Origin of the sequence: Micromonospora sp. NBRC 107095, from assembly GCF_030269705.1 — a bacterium.
Lineage (GTDB): Bacteria > Actinomycetota > Actinomycetes > Mycobacteriales > Micromonosporaceae > Micromonospora > Micromonospora parva.
In genome coordinates, this window is record NZ_BSTU01000005.1 from 13,819 (window position 1) to 38,360 (window position 24,542).

Sequence of the window (24,542 nt, forward strand, 5' to 3'; positions counted from 1 at the left end):
CCGGTCAGCGACCGCGACCTGGCGGCCGCCGCAACCTGTTCCAGGTGGCGGCGGCCGCCAGCCCGTACGCGAGGTGCGGAATGATGTCGGAGATCCAGTCGGAGCGCCGCCAGGTGCGCGGGTCGCTGATCCCGAGCACCGTGATCGACCCGTCGGTCATGGTCATGACGCCGGCGCCGAGCAGCCCGGTGGCCACCGGCAACGGCTGACGCCGACCACCGGCGTAGAGCGAGAACCCGACGCCTGCGGCGATTCCCAGCGCGTAACCGATGAGCGGCCCGAGGCCCGAGCGGCGGTTGGCCGCCCGGGCCCCGTTGCCCAGGTCCACGTGCGCGATCCCGGCCAGCCGGTCGACGGTCTCCTGCGGGACGTCGCTCTCGGGCCGTCCCCGCAGTGCCATGTCGAGATAGCTGACCACGTTCAGCGCGGTGCTGCCGACGGCGCCCGCGATGGCGCCGTCGGCCACGTCGACCCTGCTCACTTCGGGTCGCCCGGTTCGCGCTCGCTCTTCGGGCCGTACGCCCGGTCACCGCGCACCACGCCGCGTTGGCCGCGATCCTCCTGGAGGATCCGGTTGGCGACCTGGTTGGCCTTGCCGTCGGGCACTCGGCGTCCGGAGTCGTCGATCGCGTTGCGCAACCGCGCCCGCTGCTTGTCGTACGCGTTACTGCCCGGCCGTGGTCCTGGCATCTGTGCCTCCTTCGTCGGTCTGGGCACCTGGTGCTGCCCACCGTCCGCTGGGCGTACCGCGGCCGTCTACCCGCCTGGCGGCGGACGAACCCCGGCGGGCTAGTGGGGACCGCGGACCACCATGACCGGGCACTGCGCGTGGTGCAGCATCGACTGGCTCACCGACCCCAGCAGCAACCCGGTCACCTCGCCGCGCCCGCGTCCGCCGACCACCGCCAGTTGGGCGGAGCGGGACGCCTCGGCGAGCACGGTGCCGGGTCGACCACGTGTCGCCTGGCACGTCAACCGCAGACCCCGATGGTCCTCGGTGAGGCCGGTCAGCCACCCGGCGAGCATCCGCTCCTGCTCGCGGTGCAGCTTCGCCTCGTCGTACACCAGGGGTTGCATGTCGCCCGGTCCGCTGCTGCCGGGGTGCCGGTAGGCGTGCACCGCGACCAGCGGCACGCCGAGCGACACGGCCGTCTCGGCGGCGACGTCCGCCGCCCGCCGGGCGGCGTCCGAACCGTCGACCGCCACCAGCACCGGCTGGTCGGGGCGTTGCGTGCCGCGGGCGACCAGCACCGGGCAGTCGGCGTACGCGGCGACCTGCACCGCGACCGAGCCGACCACCAGCGCGGAGAACCCACCGAGCCCGCGGTCGCCGAGCACGATGAGCGCGGCGGTGGGGGACTCGCCCACCAGCACCGCGGCGGCCTCCCCGTCGATGATCTCGCCGGAGATCGACAACCCGGGCACGGTGGCCTCGGCCTCGCTCACCGCGGCCTCGACGAGTTCCTCGGCCCGGTGGCGCAGTCCACCGCCGGGCGGCGCGTCCGGGGCGGGGGAGACCGGTACGCGCAGCAGCGGCCAGATGAAGCCGTGCACGACCCGCAGTGGTCGGTGCCGCCGTGCCGCCTCGGTGGCGGCGAGGCGGACGGCGCGCAGCGCCGGCTCCGAGCCGTCGACGCCGACCACCACCGCCGCGTTGTTCGCCGAGTTCACCGCCCACCTCCGCCCGCGGCCAGTATCGCGGGCCCGGACGCCTTCGCGCCGCGATACCGCCGAGCGCGTCCCGGTCGGTACGCTGACGAGGACCGGCCGGGGAGGGAGCGTCGCCGATGGGTGAACCAGACCAGCCGAGCACCGCTCGCATGATCGACTTCTGGCTCGGCGGGCAGCATCACTTCCCGGTGGACGTGGCTGCCGCTCACGCGTTCGAGCAGGCGTACGGGCCGTGCGCGCCGGTGTTCCGGGAGCTGCGGGCGTTCCTGGGCCGGGCGGTGCGGGCGATGGCCGGCCAGGGCGTGGACGGTTTCCTGGTGTTCGGCGCCGGGGTGCCGACGATGGGTAACGTGCACGAGGTCGCCACCGACGCGACAGTGCTCTACACCGACGTCGACCCGGTCACCATCCGGTTGGGACAGAGCATCCTCGCCGGCAGCGACCGGGCCGGCTACGGCTTCGGCGACGCGACGGACATCGGCACCATCGATCCGGCGCAGCTGCACCGCTTCGTGCCGGGGTGGGGTCGGCGGCCGGTCGGTGTGGTCTTCCTCGGCCTGGCGGCGTTCCTCGACGACGCCACGCTGACCCGCACCCTCGACGAGTTGTACGCTGCCGCGGCGCCGGGCAGCCTGCTGGCGGTGGACTTCGACACCGAGGAACTGGCGGGCCACCCGGAGGCGCTGGCCATGATGGGCCCGCAGTTCCGGATGCGCCCGCCGGCGGCGTTCGCGCCCCTGCTCGGTCGGTGGGCACCGACGGCGGACGGGATCGTCCCGGTCGCCCAGTGGCGGGCGGAGGGCCCGCCGGCGCGGGTGCCCGACGCGTTCCACGGTGTGCTCGCGACCCGGGCGGTTGACTGACCGCGCCGATCCGTCGTCCGAGGGCGTCCGTATGATGCTTGCCCTATAGCAAGCTTCTGGGGAGGACGACGATGGTAGACGCGCCGGACGTGGTGTCGCGCGCGTTGCGCGAGGCCCCGCCCGACCAGTTGGCCGAGGCGGCGGACCGGGCGATCCGGTCGACGATGGGCGCGCTGCGCACCGACGTCTTCGTCGCCGACTACCGGATCAGCGGCCTCTGGCCGGTGCTGGACCCGGACCTCCCGGCGGGTGGATTCCTGGAATGCCACACCGTGGCGCAGCGCTGTTTCAGCAGCCAGCAGCCGGTACGCGACGGTGAGGGCCCGTGCCGGCTCTACCTGCCGTTGACGGTGTGGGGGGAGCGGCTGGGCGTGCTGCTGATCGAACTGCCGGCCGTGCCGAATCCGGCGGTCACCGGTCAGGCCACGGACATCGCCGACGCCCTGGCGGTGGCGATGCGCGCGGCGGACCGGGAGACCGACCGTTACCGGCGGGCCCGACGGCGGGAGCGACTGACGATGGCCGCGGAGATGCAGTGGGATCTGCTGCCCGGTCGCGGTGTGGCGCACCACGCGTTCGATCTGGCCGGTCAGCTCGAACCGGCGTACACGGTGGGCGGTGACCACTTCGACTGGTCGCTGGACGGCGACCGTCTCACCGTGACGGTGCTCAACGGTGAGGGCACCGGACTGGCCGCGTCGCTGTTGACCGCCGTCACGGTCAACGCGATGCGCAACGCGCGGCGCTCCGGTGGCGGGCTGGTGGAACAGGCCGAGCTGGCCTCGGACACGGTCTTCTACCAGCACCGGGGTGCGCGGTACGTGGCCACCCTGCTGCTCGAGGTGGACACTCGCAGCGGCCGGGTGCGGGCGGTCGACGCGGGTTCGCCCCATCTGCTGCGGATGCGCGGGTCCACGGTCGAGCCGATGAAGCTGGACCAGCAGCTGCCGCTGGGCATGTTCGCCGAGACGCGCTACGAGCTTCAGGAGGTGCAACTCGCTCCGGGCGACCGTCTCTTCGTGGTCAGCGACGGGGTGTGGGCCGCCGAACCGCCGGGGCAGGAGCCGTACGGGCAGCGGATGATGGCGCGTTCCCTGCGCGCCACTCGGCTGCAGCCGCCGGCCGAGGCGGTTGGTACGGTGATGCGCGAACTGCACGCCTATCACGCGGATTCCGACCTGCGCGACGACGCCGTCGTGGTCTGTCTGGACTGGCATGGTCCACGCGAACAGGGCACGGGGTGAGAGTCGCGGCCGCGTTGTCGGGCGGGCACCAGCGCGACGACGGCAGGGGACATCAGGTGGAGCGACCTGCGGATCTCGCCGCGGCGATCGACGCGGCTGCCGGGACACTGATCGCTGTGCTGGACTCGGCTGCGGCGCGGCATCAGGTGCCGCCCACCCAGCTGCGGGTGCTCACGCTGATCTGCGGTCGACCGGAGACCAACGTCAACGGGTTGGCGGAGTTGCTGGACGTGGTGCCGTCGTCGGCGAGCCGCCTGTGCGACCGGCTGGAAGCGACCGGCCTGTTGCGCCGGGTGGCCGATCCCCGCGACCGGCGGGAGGTGCGGTTGGTGCCGACCGCCGCCGCGCTGACCCTGTTGCGGGAGTTGGCCGAGCGGCGTCAGCGCGCGGTGCAGGCGGTGCTGGACCGGATGCCGGCGCGGATGCAGCACGAGCTGTTGTTGGCGCTGGTCGGGTTCGCGCGGGCGGCGAATTCGGTGCCCGAGCAGCAGAGCGACTCCGCGGTGCAGACAGCCTGAGGGTCGCCCCGTTCTTCACTAGTATCCTAGGACGCCTTAGGCGTGGTGACCCACGCCATAGTGCGGCACAGCCGCACCGACAGCCCGGCGGCGGCACCCGGCCGGTGAGAGGAAGCCCGATATAGTGGCAGCGCATCTACCGGGCCTGCGATCTCGATGACCGCGGGCCGCATCAGGGGAACGGGCCCCACTCGGGGCCCTCGGGGAGAGCCGGCGGTGGTCGGCCCGACAGCACGTACGACCCTCAGCCGCGCCCGGCGTCGGCGGGGGCCCGCGTGCCGTGGAGGAGGATCGGTGTCGCGTCGGCCGGCTCGGGCAGAGCACCCGCGGGACACCGGTGACGAGGCTCCCGGCAACCAGGTGCTCACCCTGCCCAACCTGATCAGCTTCGGGCGGCTGCTGGGCGTGCCGCTCTTCCTCTACCTCTTCCTGGTGGCGCGGGCCGACGTGGCGGCGGTCGTCGTCCTGGCCATCGGCGGCACCACCGACTGGGTCGACGGTTGGATCGCCCGCCGACTGCGTCAGGTGAGCCGCCTGGGTGAGCTGCTCGACCCGCTCGCCGACCGGCTCTACATCCTCGCCACCCTGGTCGCGTTCACCGCGCGGGAGGTGGTGCCGTGGCAGTTCACCGCGGCGCTGCTGGCCCGTGAGGTGCTCCTGCTCGGCTCGCTGGCGGTGCTGCGTCGCTACGGGTACGGGCCGCCGCCGGTGCACTACGTCGGCAAGACCGCCACGTTCCTGCTGCTCGCGGCGTTCCCGGTGCTGCTGTTGGCCACTGCGGCGACCGACGTGGCGACGGCGGCGAGCGCCATCGGTTGGGCGCTGGCCTGGTGGGGTCTGGTGCTCTACTGGGTGGCCGGCGGGATGTACGTCGTGCAGGCGGCCCGGCTGGTGCGCGCGGTGCGCGGCCCGGGAGCGGCGGCGTGAGCGCGCCGCGGCTGGGCAAACCCGGCCAGGACCGGGTGTACGCGCCGGATTTCCTCACCGAACTGTTCCGTAACCCGTTGGATCCGGGGTACGCGGACGCGGCCGCCGCCCGTCGGGGCTCGACGGAGTCCACCGCGGCGCGCGGATGGCGGGCCTGGCCGGCGCGGTCGGTGAGCCTGGTCGTGGTGGTGATGCTCGGTTTCCTGTTCGCTGTCGCGTACCGGCAGACGATGGCCGACGAGCCGGGCCGCAGCCAGGCCCGGTCGGGGCTGGTGGCGCAGATCAGGGAGCGGGAGAGCCAGACCGACCGGTTGTCCACCCGGGCCGACCAGCTGCGCGAGGAGGTCGGTCGGCAGCGGGACGCGGCGTTGAGCGGGTCGGCCGCCGCCCGGTTGCGCAACCTGGAGGCGAGCACCGGGCTGGGTCGGGTGCGTGGTGATGGTGTGGTGGTGCGGTTGGCGGACGCGCCGGACAAGGCGGACGCGGTGACCGGTGCCGGTGCCGGGCCCCCGCGGGTGCTCTACAGCGACCTGCAGGGGGTGGCGAACGCGTTGTGGAGTGCCGGCGCGGAGGCGATCGCCATCAACGGGCAGCGGTTGACGTCGACGTCGACGATCCGGTCGGCGGGTGAGGCGATGCTGGTGGATTTCCGGCCGGTGACCGGGCCGTACGAGGTGTCGGCGATCGGGCCGGAGTCGATGCGGCGCAAGTTCGAGGACAGTCGGAACGCGGCGCTGATGCGGAAGGTGGCGCAGGGGACCGGGTTGTCGTTCGGTGTTCGGGAGTCGGATGACCTCACCCTGCCGGCGGCTCCGGAGCCGCAGCTACGCTACGCCAAGCCGTCGGTCAGTCCGAGCCCTTCCGCGTCGGGTGTCCGGTCCGGCAGTCCCGGGTCGTCCGGTCCGGCGACGACTGTTAGCCCCTCCGGAGGTGGCCGATGATCGCGGTGCTGGCGTTGCTCGCCGGTGTGGTGCTGGGCGTGTGGCTTGATCCCACGGTGCCGGCGGCGTTGCAGCCGTACCTGCCGATCGCGGTGGTGGCCGCGTTGGACGCGGTGTTCGGTGGGGTGCGGGCCCGGTTGGACCGCATCTTCGACGACAAGCAGTTCGTGGTGTCGTTCATTTCGAACGTGCTGGTCGCTGGTCTGATCGTGTATCTGGGTGACCAGCTGGGTGTGGGCGGGCAGTTGTCCACCGGTGTGGTGGTTGTGCTGGGTGTGCGTATCTTCGGCAACGTGGCGGCGATCCGTCGGCACCTGTTCCGGGCGTAGGTTGGGTTGCGATGAGTGACGAGCAGACCGACACGGGGACCGGGTGGCCGCAGCCGGCGGGCCCGGCGCGCCCGGGTGGGCCGGCCGGTGAGCCTGATCCGCGGCCTGATGCGCCGGATCCGGACGAGCTGAGCCCGTTGGCGCCGCAGGGGCCCGTGCGGCCGTCGGACGATGAGCCGGTGGCGGAGCCGGGTGTGGAGCCGGTCGACGACGGTGCGACGGTGGACCTGAACGCGGTGTCGCGGTCGGGGGAGCCGGTCGCGGGTTCCGACGCGTCGGTGGAGCCGGTGGCGGCTGGTCGGTCCCGGTGGAGCACGGCCGGTGTGATGATCGCCGCGTTGTTGGCGTTGTTGGGGTTCACGTTGGTGGTGCAGTTGAAGACGACCTCGACGGACCCGACGTTGGGTGCCACGCGGCAGGAGGACCTGGTTCGGATCCTGTCGGATCTGGATGCGCGGGAGAACCGTCTGCAGCAGGACATCCGTGCCCTGGAGGACAGTCAGCGTCAGTTGCGCTCGGGTGAGCAGGGTCGTCAGGCGGCGTTGGACGAGGCGACGCGGCGGGCGGACGAGTTGGGCATCCTGGCGGGGACGTTGCCGGCGGTGGGTCCGGGGTTGACGGTGCAGTTCGACTCCGGGGCGAAGCCGATCTCGGCGAACCGGGTGTTGGACGCGGTGCAGGAGCTGCGTGGTGCGGGTGCCGAGGCGATGCAGATCTCCGGTGGGGATCGGGCGACGGTCCGGATCATCGCGTCGACGTACTTCCTCGATGGGGACAACGGGTCGTTGATGGTGGAGGGGCGTCGGTTGACGGGGCCGTACACGATCACGGTGATCGGTGATCCGGCGACGATGCGTACGGCGTTGAACATTCCTGGTGGGGTGGTGGCGTCGGTTCGGGGTGACGGCGGTAACGTGACGTTTGGGGAGCGTGAGGTTGCCGAGGTTTCGGCGCTGCACGTGCCGATCAAGTTGGAACACGCCCGTCCGGTCTCCTGACCGGCGCGGCCGCTCCGGACCCGGGTGGTCCGGGGCACCGATGGATGAAGGACGCGTCTGGTGATTCCCGAGGATCTGCGATACACCGCCGAGCATGAGTGGGTGGCGGGTGACGGCACGGCTTCGGTCCGGGTCGGCATCACCCACTTCGCGCAGGACGCGCTCGGTGACATCGTGTACGTGCAGTTGCCCGAGGCGGGTGCGGTGGTCGCGGCCGGTGACTCGTTGGGTGAGATCGAGTCGACCAAGAGTGTGTCGGAGATCTACGCGCCGGTGGCCGGTACGGTGGCGGCGCGCAACGACGCGTTGGCTGACACGCCTGAGCTGATCAACACTGATCCGTACGGTGAGGGTTGGTTGGTGGAGATCACGCCGAATGATCCGACGGCGACGGATGGGTTGCTGACGGCGGCCGCGTATCAGAAGATCACCGAAGGCTGAGTGTGCGTGATCCGGTGCGTGCGATGTCTGCGCGCGTCCGGTTGCCCTGCATTTCGGCGCTGGCTAGGCTCGCCCAGTCGACCGAGAACCCAATAGTTGAGCGTTGTGGAATTGCCTTCCCGGGCACGGGGAGCCAGCCGCCGGGCGTGCATGTGCCCGGCGGCCAGACCCGCCATTACCCGACGCCGACCGAACAGATCCGTGAGGTGGTCCCATGACGCGGCCAGACGACGAGTTCCCCCCACTCGACGTCACTTCGACGCTCAATCTCGGTTCGCTCGACGAAGTGCTGGAAGGGCCGGACACCGATGTGGTGCCGAGCCGGATGTCCGGTTCGTTGCCGCCGGGTATGGCGCTGCTGGTGGTTCGTCGAGGCCCGAATGCGGGTGCCCGGTTCCTGTTGGACCACGATGTGACGACCAGTGGCCGGCACCCGGACAGTGACATCTTCCTGGATGACGTGACGGTGTCGCGTCGGCACGCGGAGTTCCACCGTGACGGTGGGACGTTCACGGTGCGCGACGTGGGCAGCCTGAATGGCACGTACGTCAATCGTGAGCGGGTTGAGGCGGCCACGTTGAGCAACGGTGACGAGGTCCAGATCGGTAAGTTCCGGGTGGTGTTCATCGCCGGTCCGCGCCCGGAGGAGGAGGCCGGCCGGGGGTGAACGAGCCTGCGGCCTCCACGTCACCCGGGGCGGCTCGGTCTCAGCCGCTGATGAGCATCGGTGAGGTGCTTGGGCAGTTGCGGGTGGATTTTCCGGATACCACGATTTCGAAGCTGCGGTTTCTTGAGGCCGAGGGTTTGGTCGAGCCGCAGCGGACGGCGGCGGGTTACCGGAAGTACAGCTGGGACGATGTGGCGCGGTTGCGGTTCGTGTTGACCGCGCAGCGGGACAGGTACCTGCCGTTGCGGGTGATCCGGGAGCAGTTGGCCCAGTGGGATTCGTCCGGTGAGCAGCCGGAGCGGTCGCGTCCGGCGTTGGTGGCGGTTGGTCCCGATGGTGCGGTGCCGGGTCGTGAGGTGCCGGAGCCGGCCGAGTCGTCGCAGGTGCGGCTCGGCCGGTCGGATCTGGTGGCGCGTAGTGGGATCGACGAGTCGACGTTGGCGGAGTTGGAGCGGCTCGGTGTGGTGGTGTCGGATCCGCCGGGTTGGTATGACGCGGATGCTCTGATCATCGCTTCGGCGGTGGCGGGGTTGGCGTCGTACGGGTTGGAGCCGCGGCATCTGCGGGGTTATCGGACGGCGGCGGACCGGGAGGTCGGTTTGTTCGCGCAGTTGGTGGCGCCGTTGGCGCGGCAGAGTGATCCGGCGGCGCGGGCGCGGGCTGCGGAGACGGCGCGGGAGTTGGTGGCGTTGTCGGAGCAGTTGCACGCGGCGTTGGTGCGGGTGGGTCTGCGGTCGACGTTGGGTCGGTGAGGGTGCCCGGCGGGTGGCGGCTGAGCGGAAAGATCTCTTCGGGGAAGCGTGCCGTAGGCTTGCCGGGGTAACCCCTTTTCGGCGCGGGCGTGGTGCTGTAGCGCATGGGACGGCCGTGTTGCGGTCCGTGTACCGTGCAGGGAAGGGCGCGGTGCGTAGGTTGACGACGACACGGAGGCGGCGGTGCGCGAGCTGAGCGTGGTCGGAGTTCGGGTGGAGCTGCCCAGCAACCAACCGATCGTCCTGCTCAGGGAGGTCGAGGGGGACCGCTATCTGCCGATCTGGATCGGCGCGGTCGAGGCGACGGCTATCGCTTATGAGCAGCAGGGGGTCAAGCCGGCCCGGCCGTTGACCCATGATCTTCTGCGGGATGTGTTGGCGGCGTTGAAGGCGCCCTTGCAGGCGGTGGAGATCACCGAGCTGAAGGAGAACGTCTTCTACGCGGATCTGTTGATCGGCGATGGGGTGCGGGTGTCGGCGCGGCCGAGCGATTCGATCGCGTTGGCGTTGCGTGTCGGTGCGCCGATTCGTTGTGCGGAGCAGGTCCTCAGCGAGGCGGGGATCGTTATCCCCGATGAGCAGGAGGACGAGGTGGAGAAGTTCCGCGAGTTCCTGGAGCAGGTGCGTCCGGAGGATTTCGCGGGCTGAGGTGTGCCCGGGCTCGGTTGGTGATCTTTCTCGGTGGCTGCGCGGCGTGTCGCGTCGGTTCCTCCGTGGTAACCCCTGACGGTGGCGATAGGGTTTCCATGTCGAGGGGTGCGCGTCCCGGAAACGATGCGTCGCCACACTGACGGGGAGGTTGTCCGGATGCACGAGCCGCGGGATTCCGATCCGGGTGCAGAGTTCGACGAGCCGGGTGCCTCGTCGCCAGGTGTGGCGGCTGAGGGTGACGGTTCGGTTGGCTACCGGGGTGTGACGGCCTGTCACGCGGTGGGCATCAGTTACCGGCAGTTGGACTACTGGGCGCGGACGACGCTCGTGGTGCCGAGCGTTCGGGATGCGTCGGGTTCGGGGACGCAGCGGTTGTACTCGTTCCGGGACCTGGTGGTGTTGAAGGTCGTGAAGCGGTTGTTGGATGCGGGGGTGTCCCTGCAGAACATCCGTAAGGCGATCGAGGCGTTGCGGTCGCGTGGTGTGGAGGATCTGGCGGGGATCACGCTGATCTCTGATGGGACGACGGTGTACGAGTGCCGGTCTCCGGAGGAGGTGGTCGACCTGTTGCAGGGTGGCCAGGGGGTCTTTGGCATCGCGATCGGTGGGGCTTTCAAGGAGATCCAGGGGTCGTTGTCGCATCTGCCGGCGGAGCCGGCGACGAGCGGCCCGGTGGAGCCGGCGGCGGTGCCCGGAGCGGATCCGGTGGGTGACGAGCTGGCGGCGCGGCGGGCGCGGCGGCGGGCCGGCTGACCCGTTCGGCTTCGGATTTTTTCCGGTTGGGTTTTCTCGCGACCGTCGGTGACGGTGGCCGGGGGTGATCGACCGGGCCGGTCCATTGTGGATACGTTCGGTGTTGGGTTGGTTGCCGATTGTGGAGATACCGATCGGTAGTGATGACGCACCGTGTCGGGCGTATTGTCGGGAATCCGATAGGGGGGCGCTGACCGGAGGCGTTTGACACGCTATGGTCCCTCACGGTTCTGCACCCTTCATCCCCGGAAGGAACGACCGTGACGGTTACGGAAGAGACGGCGCCCGCTTCGCACTACGACCGCATTGGCGGTGCCAGTTCGGTCAAGGCGGCGGTTGAGCTGTTCTACGACAAGGTGCTCGCGGACCCGGAGTTGGCGGGTTACTTCACTGACGTGGAGATGGCGGGTCAGCGGCGGCACCTGGCGTTGATGTTGACCGTGGTGCTGGGTGGCCCGAACGAGTACACGGGTCGTGGGTTGGCTGAGGCGCATCAGCCGTTGAACATCACGGTGGGGCACTACGCGAAGGTGGGCGAGCACCTGACGGCGACGCTGACCGAGTTGGGCGTGCCGGCGGACATCCTGGCTGACGTGCAGACAGTGCTGGGGCAGGTGCAGGGCCAGGTGGTGGCTGCCGGAAACAGGTCGGGCGTCTGAGCGTGGACGCGGCTCGCCTCAAGCAGAGCTGGTCGGTGGTCGCCGGTCACGGTGACCAGGTACCGCTCTATTTCTATTCGACGTTGTTCCTCGCTCATCCCGAGATGCGGCAGATGTTCCCCACGAACATGGCCGGTCAGCGGGATCGCCTGGTGACCGCGTTGGGCCACATCGTGTCCAACGTGGACCAGGTGGATCGGCTGGTGGGTTTCCTGCAGGATCTCGGCGCGGATCACCGCAAGTTCGCGGTGCGCGCGGAGCACTATCCGGCGGTCGGTGAGGCGCTGGTGGCGACGTTGCAGCATTTCCTCGCCGAGCAGTGGACCGAGGAGTTGGCAGCGGACTGGACGGCCGCGTACGGGTTGGTCGCCCAGGTGATGATGGAGGCCGCGCAGGCTGCTGAGGCGGTCAATCCGCCGTGGTGGGTGGCGGAGATCGTGGCGCATGAGCGGCGGGCGTTCGACGTGGCGGTGTTGACGGTGCGCCCGCAGTACCTGTTGCCGTTCACCCCGGGTCAGTCGATCGGGGTGTCGCACCCGTCGGTGCGGTCGTGGCGGTACTACTCGCCGGCGAACGCGCCGCGGGCGGACGGCACCCTGGAGTTGCATGTGCGGGCCGCGCCGGGGGGCGCGGTGTCGTCGCGGCTGGTGTACGGGTCGGCGGTGGGGGATCGGATCCATCTGGCGGCGCCGGTGGGGGACCGGCTGGGGTTGTGGTCGGCGGGCTCCAGTGATCTGTTGCTGCTGGTGGCGGGTACGGGCTGGGCGCCGGTGAAGGCGTTGGTGGAGCAGGTGGCCGCGGAGGGTTCCCGCCGGCGAGTTGATCTGTATGTGGGGGCGCGGTCGCGTAGCGAGTTCTACGACAGCGACGCGATCGACAAGTTGGCGTCGTCGTATCCGTGGTTGACGGTGACGTACGTGGTGGGTACCGACGTGCACCGGCCGGGGGAGTTCGTGCAGGCGGTGGATCGGGCGCTGGCCGACGGTGACTGGCGTTCCCGGCACGTGTTCGTGTGTGGGTCGGACGAGATGGTGTCGCACGCGGCGCAAACGTTGGCGCAGGCGGGTTACCACGCGGGTCAGGTGCACCACGAGGGCCTGGGTGCGCAGTGGTACGGCCCGGCGTGGCGGACGGCTGCGGGTGACACTTCGGGAGGTGGGCACAGGTGAGCGCGAGGAGTGAGCTTGCGAGCCCCGCAGTCGCGAACGGAAGGGCGGGTGCGGTGAGCGCGAGGAGTGAGCTTGCGAGCCCCGCAGTCGCGAACGGAAGGGCGGGTGCGGTGAGCGCGAGGAGTGAGCTTGCGAGCCCCGCAGTCGCGAACGGAGGTCTGCACAGGTGAGCGCGACGCCGATCAGCCGGTATGACGGGGTGCAGGTTTCCGGCGGTGTGCAGGTGCGGATGACCGCCGATCGGGTTCGGCGGTGGGAGTTCGGTGCCGCGTCGTTCGCCCGGCGGGGTTATGACAACGCCGACGTGGACCGGTTCCGGGTGCAGGTCGCTGACGAGTTGGATCTGTTGGCGACGCAGATCGCGACGTTGCGGGCGGAGAACGAGCGGCTGAACGACCGGGTGGAGTTGCACCGGCACGGGGTGATTCCGAGTACGGGGGCGGCGGCGAAGGTTCCGGCGGCGCGGGAGGTGAATCTGCTGTCGGCGGCGCAGCGGGAGGCGGAGCAGATCATCGCGCAGGCGCATGACTATGCGCGTCGGGTCGCCGAGTACGCCCGGGTGCAGTACGAGAGCTACCTGCAGGCGGCGGAGGCGGAGGCGAAGCAGGAGGCGGAGCGGGCGGTGGCGGAGTACCGCAGCGCGGCCGGGCCGAGCTTCGACGACACGGTGGCGACCCGGGAGGCGTTGCGGATTTTCGGCGAGATGATGGTGTCGCACATGCAGGCGGCGGCGCGGCATCTTGATGACGGCAGTGAGCAGTTGGCGCGCACGATGGATCGGATCGCGGCGGAGACGCCGGGGGCGCCGTTCGTGGGTGGTGTGGTGGGGCAGTCGGCGTTGCCGCGGCACCAGCAGCGTTGATCGTGGACCGTGCTCGGCGCGTTGGCGGCGGTGGCATAGTCGGGGGGGTCAGGCGGGGCTGATCGGTGGCCGCGTCCGTGAGAGAGGCTCCTTCGTGTCCGTATCACCGTCTCCGACCGGCGGGTCGGTGGACCCGCTGGCCGCGTTGGAGGCTTCGGCGTGGGCGCTGGCGGCTGCGGTCGGCACCATGAGTGACGCCCTGTCGGCCCCGCTCGCCGAGGTCGTCGCGGCGTCGCCGCACCGCAGCGCGGTGCTGGAGGCCGCTGGTCTGCTGTCCTGGGATGGTGGGGTGCCGGTTGCGCACCCGTCGTTGGTGCCCGCCGATGGGCCGACCGGGAGCAGCGCGGTGCAGGCCCGGTTGAGTTCGCTGCGGCAGGCCGTCGCCGCGGCGGCGCAGGAGCCTTCCGGGCCGCGCGGGGCGGGTTGGGCGGAGTTGGACGACGAGGTGTTGCTGCATCAGGGGCGGGCGTCGGCGGCGACCGGCCGGGCGTTGGCGACCCGGGTGGTGCCCGAGTTGCCGGGGTTGGCGGAGCGTTTGGGCTCTGCGGGCGGCCGGGTGCTGGACGTGGGCACCGGGGTGGCGGGGTTGGCGGTCGCGCTGGCTCGCGCGTTGCCCCGGGCGTCGGTGGTGGGGATCGACGTGCTGCAGCGGGCGTTGGACCTGGCCCGGGGGGAGTTGGCCGAGGCGGGCGAGGTCGCGGATCGGATCAGTCTGCGCCGTCAGGACGTGACGGAGGTGATGGAGCCGGGCGGGTACGACCTGGTGTGGCTGCCGGCGCCGTTCCTGCCCGAGCAGACGTTGACGGTGGCGTTGCCCCGGCTGGTGCAGGCGTTGCGGCCTGGCGGTTGGCTGGTGGCGGGCACCAACCCGCCGGCCGGGAATCCGTTGCGGGCGGCCGTCGACCGGTGGAACGCGGTGCGCAACGGCGGTAACGCCTTCGACGCGGATCGGATGGCGCAGGTGCTGGCGGCGACGGGGTTGGCCGATGTCCGCCGTTTCCCGACCGTCCCGGGCGGGCCGGTGCTGGTCGCCGCGCACCGCCCGGGCGGCTGACGCCGACCGGCTGCTGGCGGTCAGCTGAGCGGTTGTTCGGGGTGCGAGGCTGCCTCGCCGCCGTTGGACGCGGCGCGGGCCGGCGGATCACCACGGGGGTCGCGGCGTCCCTCAGCGACGGGCGGCCCGGCGGAGCCGGCGGCCGGCGTAGTCGGTCAGGTGGCGGCGGCGCGGACGGCGTCGGCGATCGGGGTGGGCCCGTCGACGAGTTCCAGTGTCGCGCCGGCGGTGCGTGGTTCGTCGAGCAGCGCGGTGAGGACGTGCGCGACGTCGGTGCGGCTGATCGCGCCGCCGCCGGCGTGTGGGGTGAGGGTGACCCGCCCGGTGGGTGGGTCGTCGGTGAGCCGGCCGGGTCGCAGCACCGTCCAGGCCAGGTCGCGGCCGCGCAGGTCGTCTTCGGCGGCGCGTTTGGCGCGCAGGTACGCCGCCCACACGTCGTCGGTGCCGGGGGTGGGTGGCTTGTCCACGCCCATGGAGGAGACGAGCAGGTAGCGGTGGACGCCGGCGTGGGTGGCGGCGTCGGCGAGCAGCGCGGCGGCGGCCCGGTCGACGGTGTCCTTACGGGCGGCGCCGCTGCCGGGCCCGGCACCGGCGGCGAAGATCACCGCGTCGGCGTCGTCGAGGTGCGCGGCGAGCTGTGCGACGTCGGTGTGTTCCAGGTCGCTGACGACGGGGGTGGCGCCGGCGGCGCGTAGCGTCGCGGCCTGCTCGGGGTTGCGGATGAGGCCGACGGCGGTGTCGCCGCGCCCGACGAGGTGACGTTGCAGCAGCAGGGCGATCTTGCCGTGGCCTCCGGCGATGACGACGCGCATGCGCCCAACCTACCGGCCGCACCGGCTTGACCTTGACCTTCGGGTAAGCCTGAGCCTGGTCGGTGCCGGTCGCCGTGACCGGCGCGAGGAGGATGTTCACGTGGGGCTGATGACCATCGGGGCGTTCGCTCGGGCGGCGAGGCTGACGCCGAAGGCGTTGCGCCTGTACGACCAGGTGGGGTTGCTGGTTCCGGCGGCGGTGGATCCGGAGTCCGGGTACCGGTTCTACGACCCGGCTCAGCTGCCGGTGGCGCGGCTGGTCGCCCAGTTGCGTCGGCTCGGGATGCCGCTGGCGACGATCCGGGTGGTGTGTGCCCTGGAGCCCGCGGCGGCCGCTGAGGCGATCACCGCGTACTGGCGGCGGGTGAGCGCCGACACCGCGGCTCGCGCCCGGCTCGCCACCCTCCTCGTGGATCACCTTTCTGAAGGGGGTACCACGATGTCTGACCCGAATGGCGCGGTTGCCGTGCGCTGCGCGGCCGGTTGTGACACCGGGCTGGTGCGCGACAGCAACGAGGACGTCGCGTACGCCGGCGGACGGTTGCTGGCCGTGGCCGACGGTATGCGGGGGCCGGGCGGCGCGGCTGCCAGCGCCGCCGCCGTCGACGCCCTGAAGCCGTTGGAGTTCGCCGACCTGCCGTCCGCCGAGTTGTTGACGGCGTTGGCCGGGGCGGTCGCCGACGCCGACCGCGCCGTGCGCGGGTTGGCGTCCGACGCCGGTCAGCCGGTCACCACGCTGACCGGGCTGCTGCTGCGCGGTTCCCGGCTGGCGTTGGTGCACGTCGGTGACACCCGGGCGTACCTGTTGCGTGACGGTGAGCTGTCGCTGCTCACGCAGGACCACACCTGGGTGCAGGCCGAGGTGGATCAGGGCCGGCTCGACCGGGAGCAGGCCGCGTCGCATCCGCAGCGGGCGGTGCTGCTGCGTGCCCTCGGCGGCGGTCGGCAGGTCGAGGCGGATCTGGCGGTGCGCACCGTGCAGCCCGGTGACCGGTACCTGTTGTGCTCCGACGGGTTGTCCGCGGTGGTCGACCGGGCCGAGCTGCGTTCGGCGTTGGTCGGGGCCGGCGATCCGGATGCCACGGTGGGGGCGCTGACGGCTCTGGCGCGGGCCGAGGGGGCGCCGGACAACATCGCCTGCGTGGTGGCCGACATCGTGGCGGTGTAGGCGTCCCGGTGACCCGCGCCGGGTGGGGTTGCCCACCCGGCGCGGGGTTCGGCGGTGGCGCACGGGTTGAGGCAGCATGGAGAGGTGACGGAGAGCCTCGACGCGTTGACCTCGCTGGTGGCCGGGGGTGGGGTGGTGGTGCTCAGCGGCGCCGGCCTGTCCACCGAGTCGGGAATTCCGGACTACCGGGGGCCCAGCGGGGTGGCGCGGCGGCACACCCCGATGACCTTCCAGGCGTTCACCGGGGATCCGCTCGCCCGGCGGCGCTACTGGGCGCGTAGCCACCTGGGGTGGCGGTTGATCGCGGGCGCGGCGCCCAACGCCGGGCATCGGGCGGTGGCGCAGCTGCAACGCGCCGGTCTGGTCGACACCGTGATCACTCAGAACGTCGACGGTCTGCACGGTGCGGCTGGCAGCCCGTCGGTGATCGAGTTGCACGGTCGTCTCGACGAGGTGACCTGCCTGGACTGCGGCAACCTGACCTCGCGGGAGGAACTGGACCGGCGGCTGCGGGAGGCCAACCCGGATTTCGTGGCCCGCGTCGCCGGGGTCAACCCGGACGGTGATGTTGATCTCCCCGATGAGCAGGTGGCGGCGTTCCGGCCGGTGGACTGCGGGATCTGCGGCACCGGGATGGTGAAGCCGGACGTGGTGTTCTTCGGCGAGACGGTGCCGCCGCAGCGGGTGGCGCGGTGTTTCGCGGCAGTGGAGCAGGCCCGTTCGTTGCTGGTTCTCGGGTCGTCGTTGACGGTGATGTCGGGACGCCGTTTCGTGATCCGGGCGGCGAAACGGGGCATCCCGGTCGCGATCGTCAACCAGGGGCCCACCCGGGGTGACGCCCATGCCACGGTGTGCGTCGACGCCCCGTTGGGCGCGGTGTTGCCGGAGTTGGCCGCGCGGGTCGCCGCTGGAGACGCACTCAAGGTGTGACGGCAGGGCTGTGGAGGCCCGGGGGTAGGACATCTGCGCGAAACACCAACGCTGGTAGCGTTGACCACGCCGGTAACACCCACGGGGGAGAGACCGCCCGACAGCACGCAGGGCGGCGCCGAAGGGGCAAATCCTCCCCGGAACCTCTCAGGCAAAAGGACCTCGTGGGCAGGCACTGTGGAGTGCCCCTGTGGGCGCGACAGAGGGGGAGGCCGACACGTCGACCTCGCCCCGGGAGTGCCCCTGATGACCGTAGAGCAGTTCGCCACCCGTCACATCGGTCCCGGCCCCGACGACGAGCGTCGGATGTTGGAGGTCGTCGGGCACGACTCGATCGACGAGCTGATGGACGCCGCGATCCCCGAGGTGATCCGCTGGCACGGCACCCTCGACCTGCCCGATCCGGCCACCGAGGCCGAGACGATCGCCGAGCTGCGGGCCCTCGCGGCGCGGAACACCGTCGCCGTCTCCATGATCGGGTTGGGGTATCACGGCACGCACACCCCGGCGGTCATCCGCCGCAACGTGCTGGAGGACCCGGCCTGGTACACGGCGTACACCCCGTACCAGCCGGAGATCAGCCAGGGCCGCCTGGAGGCGCTGCTGAACTTCCAGACCATGGTCACCGACCTGACCGGGCTGGCCACCGCGAACGCCTCCATGCTCGACGAGGGCACCGCGGCGGCGGAGGCGATGACCCTCGCGCGTCGCGCGTCCAAGACCAAGAGCCCGGTGTACGTGGTCGACGCCGACGCGTTGCCGCAGACCATCGCGGTGATCACCAGTCGCGCCGAGCCGCTCGGCATCGAGGTGCGGGTCCTCGACGTCGAGCGCGACGAGTTGCCGGCGGAGTTCTTCGGCCTGCACCTGCAGTACCCGGGGGCGTCCGGTGCGGTCCGCGACCACGCGGGTCTGGTCGAGGCGGCGCACGCCGTCGACGCCCTGGTCACCGTCGCGGCGGACCTGCTGGCGTTGACGCTGCTGCGGGCGCCGGGGCAGATCGGCGCGGACATCGCCGCCGGCACCACCCAGCGCTTCGGCGTACCCATGGGCTTCGGTGGACCGCACGCCGGTTACCTGGCGGTGCGCTCGGGCCTGGAGCGGATGCTGCCCGGGCGCCTTGTCGGGGTGTCACGTGACGCGGACGGCAACCCGGCGTACCGGTTGGCGTTGCAGACCCGCGAGCAGCACATCCGGCGGGAGAAGGCGACCAGCAACATCTGCACCGCGCAGGTGCTGCTCGCGGTGATGGCCGGCATGTACGCCGTCTACCACGGCCCGGACGGGCTGCGGGACATCGCGACGCGTACCCATCGGATGGCGGCGCGGCTCGCGGCCGGGCTGCGCGCCGGCGGCGTGGACGTCGCGGACGTCGCGTTCTTCGACACCGTCACCGCCCGGGTGCCGGGCCGGGCCGCCGAGGTCGTCACGGCGGCCGCCGAGCGGGGGGTGAACCTGCGGCTGGTCGACGCCGACCAGGTGGGGATGTCCTGCGACGAGACGACCACCGACGCGCACCTTCAGGCGGTGTGGGCGGCCTTCGGCGTTCCCGCGTTCGACGGCGATGCGGATGCCGCACTGCCGGCCGACCTGACCCGCACCACCGACTTCCTCACCCACCCGGTGTTCCGCAGCCACCACTCCGAGACGGCGATGCTGCGCTACCTGCGGCGGCTGTCGGACTTCGACTACGCCCTGGACCGGGGCATGATCCCGCTCGGCTCGTGCACGATGAAGCTGAACGCCACCACCGAGATGGAGCCGATCAGCTGGGCGGAGTTCGCGCACATCCACCCGTTCGCGCCGGACGCGCAGACCGCCGGGTACCGGGAGATGATCGGTCAGTTGGAGTCGTGGCTGGCCGAGGTGACCGGCTACGACGCGGTCAGCGTGCAACCCAACGCCGGTTCGCAGGGTGAGCTGGCCGGGCTGCTGGCGATCCGCTCGTACCACGCGTCGCGGGGGGAGACGCACCGCGACGTGTGCCTGATCCCGTCGTCGGCGCACGGCACGAACGCCGCGTCGGCGGTGATGGCCGGCATGCGGGTCGTCGTGGTGGCCTGCGACGACAACGGCAACGTCGACCTGGTCGACCTGGACGCGAAGATCGACAAGCACCGCGACGCGCTCGCCGCGATCATGGTGACGTACCCGTCGACGCACGGCGTGTACGAGACCGGCATCGCGTCGCTGTGCGCGAAGGTCCACGACGCCGGCGGTCAGGTGTACGTCGACGGGGCGAACCTCAACGCCCTGGTCGGTTTCGCCAAGCCCGGCAAGTTCGGCGCGGACGTGTCGCACCTGAACCTGCACAAGACGTTCTGCATCCCGCACGGCGGTGGTGGCCCCGGGGTGGGCCCGGTGGCGGTCCGCGCGCACCTGGCGCCGTTCCTGCCTGGTGACCCCCTGGGTGCGCACGCCGACGCCACCCCGGCGATCTCGGCGGCGAAGTACGGGTCGGCGGGCATCCTGCCGATCCCGTGGGCGTACCTGCGGATGATGGGCGCGGCGGGGCTGACCCGGGCCACCGGCGTGGCGGTGCTGGCCGCGAACTACGTGGCGGCGCGGCTGCGCGGGCACTTCCCGGTGCTGTACGCCGGCAACAAGGGCCTGGTGGCGCACGAGTGCATCCTCGACCTGCGGCCGTTGACGAAGGCGACCGGGGTGAGCGTTGACGACGTGGCGAAGCGGTTGATCGACTACGGCTTCCACGCGCCGACGATGTCGTTCCCGGTGGCGGGGACGCTGATGGTGGAGCCGACCGAGAGCGAGGATCTGGCCGAGCTGGACCGGTTCTGCGACGCGATGATCGCGATCCGCGCGGAGATCGAGCAGGTGGGTTCCGGGGCGTGGCCGCTAGGGGACAACCCCCTGGCCAACGCGCCGCACACCGCAGCGATGGTCAGCGGTGACGAGTGGCCGCACCCGTACCCGCGGTCGGTGGGCGCGTACCCGGCCGGGGTGGACCGGGCCGGGAAGTACTGGCCGCCGGTGCGGCGCATCGACGGCGCGTACGGCGACCGGAACCTGGTCTGCTCGTGCCCGTCACCCGAGGCGTTCGAAGACTGACAGCGCCCGCAGGCGCTCAAGGGCTGACAGCGCCGCTGGGCGTCGAGGATCGACGACGGCGCGCCGGGGCGGGCGGGTACGGCCTGCCCCGGCAGTCGCCGCGACCTGGGCGGGGACGTCCCTTACCGGGGGACTAGCCTGGTCGACGGCGGCTATTCGGTGACGCTGAGTGGTCGGTCAGGCCACGAGGGCGTGGCGGGCGGGGCCGCGGTGCGGTGCGATGCTGCTGCCGTCGGGAAGCAGTTCGCCGGTGTCGTCGAAGACGATGACACCGTTGCAGAGCAGGCTCCAGCCCTGCTCACGGAAGCAGGCGAGGACCCGCGCGGCTTCCCGGTCGGTGGCTTCAGCGGAAGGGCAGGTCGGTTGGTGCTGGCACATCGGGTTCTCCGGACTGTGGGGGCACTGTGTCATGGTTCACATGACCAGTGACGCACAGTACCAAGCGAAAGTGTCCAGCATCGACCAGGTGTCCGCCTGGTGTGCGGGAAATCCACTGAACGGATGAGGAAGGTTGGACCGTACGGCGTGGAAACGCTCCCACAGGTGTGCGACACCGACCTCCGTCCGGCGACGTTCGTCGATGTGCCCGCCGCGCCGACCGGATGCCGGGGCGCGCTCACCGAACGCGCCCGCCTGCACTGGTCCCGCGCTGACGGCGGCGACCCGGCGGCCCTGGCCGAGGAGTTCCTCGCCGCGCACGGCCTGCCCCTGCACGACCTGACCCGACCCGTCACCGGCCGGCACGGCGACGGGGTCTGCGGCGCGGCGCTGTACCTGTCCGCCGCCGCCGGGGCACTGCTGACCGGGGCGCCCACCGGGGCGCCCGAACCCGCGCCGACCCTGCCCGACCTCGTTGTCGTCGTCTACCAGCACGGCCGCGCCCGGGTCACGCCGCCCGGCCCGCCGAGGCGGTGGTGGCTCGGCGAGTGGACCGAGAGTTGGACCCCCCGCGAGCACGCCGCCGCCGTCGACGCGGTCCGCGCCGCCATCGGCCGCGGCGACGTCTACCAGAGCAACATCGTCGGGCACGCCGCCGCCCCCTACACCGGCGACCCGCTGCCCGCCCTGAGCCGCCTCGGCGCGCTCCCCGGCGCCCGCTACGGCGGTGTGCTCACCGGCGACGGCTGGGCCATCGGCTGCGCCTCCCCGGAAACCCTCGTCGAGGTCTCCGACGGGCAGGTGATCACCCGACCGATCAAGGGCACCCGCCCGGCCACCGCCGCCGGGCGCGCCGAACTGCTCGCCAGCGCCAAGGAACGCGCCGAACACATCATGATCGTCGACCTGGAACGCAACGACCTGGCGCGCATCGCCCGCACCGGCAGCGTCACCGTCGACGACCTGTTCGCCGTCCGCCGCTGGTGCGACCTGTGGCAGGCCGAATCCACCGTCCGCGCCACCGTCGCCGACGGCCTCGGACTGGCCGACCTGCTGCGCGCCACCTGCCCCGGCGGCTCGGTCACCGGCGCGCCGAAACTCGCCGCCCTGACCCAGATCAGCGCCCTCGAACCCGTCGGCCGCGGCGCCAGCATGGGCGCGCTCGGCTGGGTCGCGCCCGGTCGGGTCGACCTGGGTCTGACCATCCGCACCGCCGCCGCCGACGGCCAACGGCTGCACACCTGGGCCGGCGGCGGCATCACCTGGGACAGCGACCCGCACGCCGAGGTCGCCGAGGCTGCCGCGAAGACCACCCCGATCCGCGCCACCCTGGCCGGGCGCTGACGGCACCGCCGGACGGCGATACGCTGACCCTCATGACCATGCGGCCCATCCGGATCATCGGCGACCCTGTCCTGCGCACCGGATGCGAACCGGTCACCACCTTCGACGCGGAGCTGCGTGCCCTCGTCACCGACCTGATGGACACCCTGCTCGGCGCCCCCGGCCGCGCCGGCGTCGCGGCACCCCAGATCGGCGTCAGCGCCCAGGTGTTCGTCTACGACGCCGACGGGCACCGCGGCCACCTCATCAACCCGACGTTGGAGCTGTCCGACGAGCTCCAGGACGACGAGGAGGGCTGCCTGTCCATCCCCGGCCTGTACTTCCCGACCGTGCGGGCCATGCACGCCACCGCCCACGGTGTCGACCAGCACGGCGAGCCGCTGACCATCGCCGGCAGCGGGTTCCTCGCCCGCGCCCTGCAACACGAAACCGACCACCTGGGCGGGCGGCTCTACGTCGACACCCTGCGCGGCGACACCCGCCGGCGGGCGCTGCGCGAGATCCGCGCCGGGCGGTTCGACTCACCCAGCCGCCGCGGCTAGGCCGGTGGTCGTGGCCCAGCCGCTAGGCCACCCACTGGTCGTGGCCCAGCTTCGCGATCAACGCGGCGACCACCACCACCAGCACCACCCGCACGAATCCGGAACCGCGGCGCAACGCCATGCGCGCCCCGAGCACCGCGCCGGCGATGTTGCACACCGCCATGCCCGCGCCCAGCAGCCACCACACGTGCCCGGTCACCGCGAACACCACGAGCGCGCCCAGGTTCGTGCCCGCGTTGACGACCTTCGCCATCGCCGAGCCGTGCACGAAATCCGAGCCCAGCAGGGTGGTGAACGCCAACACCAGGAACGTGCCGGTGCCCGGGCCGATCAACCCGTCGTACAGGGCGATGCCCACGCCGGCCACCGCGATCGCCGCCGCCACCCTCGCCGGGGTGCGCCGGTGCGGCACCGGTAGCACCCCCAACCGGGGTCGCAGCAACACGAACGCCGCCACCGCCACCAGCACGACCAACACCACCGGCCGGTACGCCGACGCCGGCACCGCCCCGGCGAGCGCCGCGCCCACGCCGGAGCTGAGCACCGCCAACCCCGCCGCCGGCCCCACCACCCGCCAGTCGAGCGTGGTCCGCCGGGCGTACGTCGTGGCCGCCGTGGCCGTACCGAAGATCGCGGCCAACTTGTTCGTGCCCAGCGCGGTGGCCACCGGCAACCCCGGGGCGGCCACCAGCAACGCCGGCAGCAACAACAACCCGCCGCCGCCGACCACGGCATCGACCCACCCGGCCATCGCCGCGGCGGCCAGCAGGGTACTCAGCGATACGGCGTCCACGGGCGGCAATTCTTCCCACAGGGGACGACCAAACCGGGCCTGACGTGGTCAGACTCACGTCAACGACCACGCGTACGACGCAGAAACACCCCCAACGCCCCGACCGCCACGAACACCAGCGCCGAACACAGCAACACCTTCACCACCGGGCAACCATGCCACGGGCACGTAAGGTGCAGGAGTGCGCCTGGCCACCTTCAACGTGCTGCACGGACGGTCCCTCACCGACGGGCTCGTCGACTCCGACCGGCTCGCCGCCGCCGTCGCCGCCCTCGACGCCGACGTGCTCGCCCTGCAGGAGGTCGACCGCGACCAGCGCCGCAGCGGCAACCTCGACCTCACCGCCATCGCCGCCCGCGCCCTCGACGCACCCCACCACCGCTTCGCCGCCGCCGTCGTCGGCACCCCCGGCGAACAGTTCCGCCCGCTGCGCCACGACGACGACGGGCACGGCGAACCCTGCTACGGCATCGGCCTGATCAGCCGGCACCCCGTCCGCAGCTGGCAGGTCACCCGGCTCAAGCCGGCGCCCGTGCGCTCACCGGTCTACGTGCCCGGCCCCCGTGGTGGCCTCATCCTGCTGCACGACGAACCCCGCGTGATCCTCGCCGCCGTCCTGGACACCCCCCACGGGCCGCTCACCGTCGCCGCCACCCACCTGTCGTTCGTGCCCGGCTGGAACGCCCGCCAACTGCGCCAGACCGTGCGCGCCCTGCGCGCGCTACCGGCCCCCCGCGTCCTGCTCGGCGACCTCAACCTGCCCGCCGGGGCGGCCCGGCTCATCTCCGGGTGGCACCCGCTGGGCCGACGTCCCACCTACCCCTCCGGGCAGCCCCGGGTCCAACTCGACCACATCCTCGCCGACCGGCACGCCCTCGACCAGTTGCCGCCGGTACGCGCGGTCACCACCCCGCTGTCCACCATCTCCGACCACCGGCCGCTCCTGGTCGACCTGGGCTGACCTCCCGGGACGGGCCCCGCTGTCGCCACGGCTGCTGCCCGGCCTG

At 71.8% G+C, this 24,542-nt stretch carries 28 protein-coding genes and 1 riboswitch; of the genes, 22 read left to right on the forward strand and 6 right to left on the reverse strand.

Translation table 11 applies throughout. From position 1 onward, the window contains the following. Window positions 1–4: 4 nt before the first annotated feature. From QSK15_RS22895 to QSK15_RS22905, 3 genes are all read right to left on the reverse strand, one after another. Window positions 5–481 (reverse strand): hypothetical protein, encoded by a 477-nt coding sequence (locus QSK15_RS22895; protein WP_285796213.1) that lies wholly within the window; start codon window positions 479–481, stop codon window positions 5–7. Further along, window positions 478–690 (reverse strand): hypothetical protein, encoded by a 213-nt coding sequence (locus QSK15_RS22900; protein WP_030327717.1) that lies wholly within the window; start codon window positions 688–690, stop codon window positions 478–480. The genes QSK15_RS22895 and QSK15_RS22900 overlap by 4 nt, the downstream gene beginning before the upstream one ends. Window positions 691–789: 99 nt before the next feature. Next, complete coding sequence (locus QSK15_RS22905) at window positions 790–1,671, reverse strand: universal stress protein (protein ID WP_285796214.1); 882 nt, start codon at window positions 1,669–1,671, stop codon at window positions 790–792. A 116-nt stretch (window positions 1,672–1,787) separates the two neighbouring features. Between QSK15_RS22905 and QSK15_RS22910 the strand changes: the two genes are divergently transcribed. From QSK15_RS22910 to QSK15_RS22985, 16 genes are all read left to right on the forward strand, one after another. After that, window positions 1,788–2,534: an SAM-dependent methyltransferase gene (locus QSK15_RS22910; protein WP_285796215.1), complete on the forward strand. Its 747-nt coding sequence runs from the start codon at window positions 1,788–1,790 to the stop codon at window positions 2,532–2,534. A 71-nt stretch (window positions 2,535–2,605) separates the two neighbouring features. Then, the gene (locus tag QSK15_RS22915) at window positions 2,606–3,778 is read left to right on the forward strand and encodes a PP2C family protein-serine/threonine phosphatase (protein ID WP_285796216.1); all 1,173 of its coding nucleotides are present in this window, start codon (window positions 2,606–2,608) and stop codon (window positions 3,776–3,778) included. 56 nt (window positions 3,779–3,834) lie between these two features. Continuing rightward, window positions 3,835–4,296: a MarR family winged helix-turn-helix transcriptional regulator gene (locus QSK15_RS22920; protein WP_285796217.1), complete on the forward strand. Its 462-nt coding sequence runs from the start codon at window positions 3,835–3,837 to the stop codon at window positions 4,294–4,296. Window positions 4,297–4,590: 294 nt separating this feature from the next. Then, a complete protein-coding gene (clsA, locus tag QSK15_RS22925) occupies window positions 4,591–5,223 on the forward strand; it encodes a cardiolipin synthase ClsA (protein ID WP_285796218.1) in 633 nt (210 codons plus the stop codon). Next, window positions 5,220–6,164 (forward strand): DUF881 domain-containing protein, encoded by a 945-nt coding sequence (locus QSK15_RS22930; RefSeq protein ID WP_285796219.1) that lies wholly within the window; start codon window positions 5,220–5,222, stop codon window positions 6,162–6,164. Before clsA ends, QSK15_RS22930 begins: the two co-directional genes overlap by 4 nt. Continuing rightward, on the forward strand, window positions 6,161–6,493 hold the full coding sequence (locus tag QSK15_RS22935) for a small basic family protein (RefSeq protein WP_030327710.1): 333 nt from the start codon (window positions 6,161–6,163) through the stop codon (window positions 6,491–6,493). The genes QSK15_RS22930 and QSK15_RS22935 overlap by 4 nt, the downstream gene beginning before the upstream one ends. An 11-nt stretch (window positions 6,494–6,504) precedes the next feature. Then, the gene (locus tag QSK15_RS22940) at window positions 6,505–7,491 is read left to right on the forward strand and encodes a DUF881 domain-containing protein (protein ID WP_285796220.1); all 987 of its coding nucleotides are present in this window, start codon (window positions 6,505–6,507) and stop codon (window positions 7,489–7,491) included. 60 nt (window positions 7,492–7,551) lie between these two features. Continuing rightward, on the forward strand, window positions 7,552–7,932 hold the full coding sequence (gene gcvH, locus QSK15_RS22945; RefSeq protein WP_091397961.1) for a glycine cleavage system protein GcvH: 381 nt from the start codon (window positions 7,552–7,554) through the stop codon (window positions 7,930–7,932). A gap of 214 nt (window positions 7,933–8,146) precedes the next feature. Further along, window positions 8,147–8,599, forward strand: coding sequence for an oxoglutarate dehydrogenase inhibitor Odhl (gene odhI, locus QSK15_RS22950; RefSeq protein ID WP_007071101.1), 453 nt, complete (start codon window positions 8,147–8,149; stop codon window positions 8,597–8,599). Between the two features lie 50 nt (window positions 8,600–8,649). Then, window positions 8,650–9,351 (forward strand): transcriptional regulator FtsR, encoded by a 702-nt coding sequence (ftsR, locus tag QSK15_RS22955; RefSeq protein ID WP_285796221.1) that lies wholly within the window; start codon window positions 8,650–8,652, stop codon window positions 9,349–9,351. A gap of 183 nt (window positions 9,352–9,534) precedes the next feature. Continuing rightward, entirely contained in the window at window positions 9,535–9,999 is a 465-nt protein-coding gene (locus QSK15_RS22960) for a bifunctional nuclease family protein (protein ID WP_030327706.1), read from the forward strand. 159 nt (window positions 10,000–10,158) lie between these two features. Beyond that, the gene (locus QSK15_RS22965) at window positions 10,159–10,755 is read left to right on the forward strand and encodes a MerR family transcriptional regulator (protein ID WP_285796222.1); all 597 of its coding nucleotides are present in this window, start codon (window positions 10,159–10,161) and stop codon (window positions 10,753–10,755) included. Window positions 10,756–11,015: 260 nt separating this feature from the next. Then, window positions 11,016–11,414 carry a group I truncated hemoglobin gene (locus QSK15_RS22970; protein ID WP_285796223.1) on the forward strand — a complete coding sequence of 133 codons (399 nt, stop codon included), beginning with the start codon at window positions 11,016–11,018 and terminating at the stop codon, window positions 11,412–11,414. A 2-nt stretch (window positions 11,415–11,416) separates the two neighbouring features. Then, complete coding sequence (locus tag QSK15_RS22975) at window positions 11,417–12,583, forward strand: globin domain-containing protein (RefSeq protein ID WP_285796224.1); 1,167 nt, start codon at window positions 11,417–11,419, stop codon at window positions 12,581–12,583. A 166-nt stretch (window positions 12,584–12,749) separates the two neighbouring features. Continuing rightward, window positions 12,750–13,445 (forward strand): DivIVA domain-containing protein, encoded by a 696-nt coding sequence (locus tag QSK15_RS22980; RefSeq protein ID WP_030327702.1) that lies wholly within the window; start codon window positions 12,750–12,752, stop codon window positions 13,443–13,445. Between the two features lie 94 nt (window positions 13,446–13,539). After that, complete coding sequence (locus QSK15_RS22985; RefSeq protein WP_285796225.1) at window positions 13,540–14,499, forward strand: methyltransferase domain-containing protein; 960 nt, start codon at window positions 13,540–13,542, stop codon at window positions 14,497–14,499. A gap of 155 nt (window positions 14,500–14,654) precedes the next feature. Here the strand turns inward: QSK15_RS22985 and QSK15_RS22990 are convergent, their stop codons facing one another. Next, the gene (locus tag QSK15_RS22990; RefSeq protein ID WP_285796226.1) at window positions 14,655–15,311 is read right to left on the reverse strand and encodes an NAD(P)H-binding protein; all 657 of its coding nucleotides are present in this window, start codon (window positions 15,309–15,311) and stop codon (window positions 14,655–14,657) included. Between the two features lie 100 nt (window positions 15,312–15,411). Here QSK15_RS22990 and QSK15_RS22995 point away from each other — a divergent pair, with 100 nt between their 5' ends. The 3 genes from QSK15_RS22995 to gcvP all read left to right on the forward strand — a co-directional run bounded on the left by QSK15_RS22995 (window position 15,412) and on the right by gcvP (window position 20,478). Continuing rightward, the gene (locus QSK15_RS22995; protein WP_285796227.1) at window positions 15,412–16,479 is read left to right on the forward strand and encodes a MerR family transcriptional regulator; all 1,068 of its coding nucleotides are present in this window, start codon (window positions 15,412–15,414) and stop codon (window positions 16,477–16,479) included. Window positions 16,480–16,563: 84 nt separating this feature from the next. After that, window positions 16,564–17,409, forward strand: a complete 846-nt coding sequence (locus QSK15_RS23000) for an NAD-dependent protein deacetylase (protein ID WP_285796228.1) — start codon at window positions 16,564–16,566, stop codon at window positions 17,407–17,409. Window positions 17,410–17,483: 74 nt separating this feature from the next. Further along, a riboswitch (glycine riboswitch) is annotated at window positions 17,484–17,582 on the forward strand. Between the two features lie 73 nt (window positions 17,583–17,655). Continuing rightward, window positions 17,656–20,478, forward strand: coding sequence for an aminomethyl-transferring glycine dehydrogenase (gene gcvP / locus QSK15_RS23005; RefSeq protein ID WP_285796229.1), 2,823 nt, complete (start codon window positions 17,656–17,658; stop codon window positions 20,476–20,478). Window positions 20,479–20,655: 177 nt separating this feature from the next. Here gcvP and QSK15_RS23010 read toward each other — a convergent pair whose 3' ends face one another. Further along, window positions 20,656–20,856, reverse strand: a complete 201-nt coding sequence (locus tag QSK15_RS23010; RefSeq protein ID WP_030327695.1) for a DUF5999 family protein — start codon at window positions 20,854–20,856, stop codon at window positions 20,656–20,658. 123 nt (window positions 20,857–20,979) lie between these two features. On the opposite strand from QSK15_RS23010, the gene QSK15_RS23015 reads away from it, so the two are divergent. Both QSK15_RS23015 and def read left to right on the forward strand, forming a co-directional pair. After that, a complete protein-coding gene (locus tag QSK15_RS23015) occupies window positions 20,980–22,200 on the forward strand; it encodes a chorismate-binding protein (RefSeq protein ID WP_502889643.1) in 1,221 nt (406 codons plus the stop codon). 32 nt (window positions 22,201–22,232) lie between these two features. After that, window positions 22,233–22,742, forward strand: a complete 510-nt coding sequence (gene def, locus QSK15_RS23020) for a peptide deformylase (protein ID WP_030327693.1) — start codon at window positions 22,233–22,235, stop codon at window positions 22,740–22,742. Between the two features lie 22 nt (window positions 22,743–22,764). Here the strand turns inward: def and QSK15_RS23025 are convergent, their stop codons facing one another. Beyond that, entirely contained in the window at window positions 22,765–23,535 is a 771-nt protein-coding gene (locus tag QSK15_RS23025; protein WP_285796230.1) for a sulfite exporter TauE/SafE family protein, read from the reverse strand. Window positions 23,536–23,716: 181 nt separating this feature from the next. Here QSK15_RS23025 and QSK15_RS23030 point away from each other — a divergent pair, with 181 nt between their 5' ends. Next, window positions 23,717–24,496, forward strand: coding sequence for an endonuclease/exonuclease/phosphatase family protein (locus QSK15_RS23030; RefSeq protein ID WP_285796231.1), 780 nt, complete (start codon window positions 23,717–23,719; stop codon window positions 24,494–24,496). Window positions 24,497–24,542 lie beyond the last annotated feature (46 nt).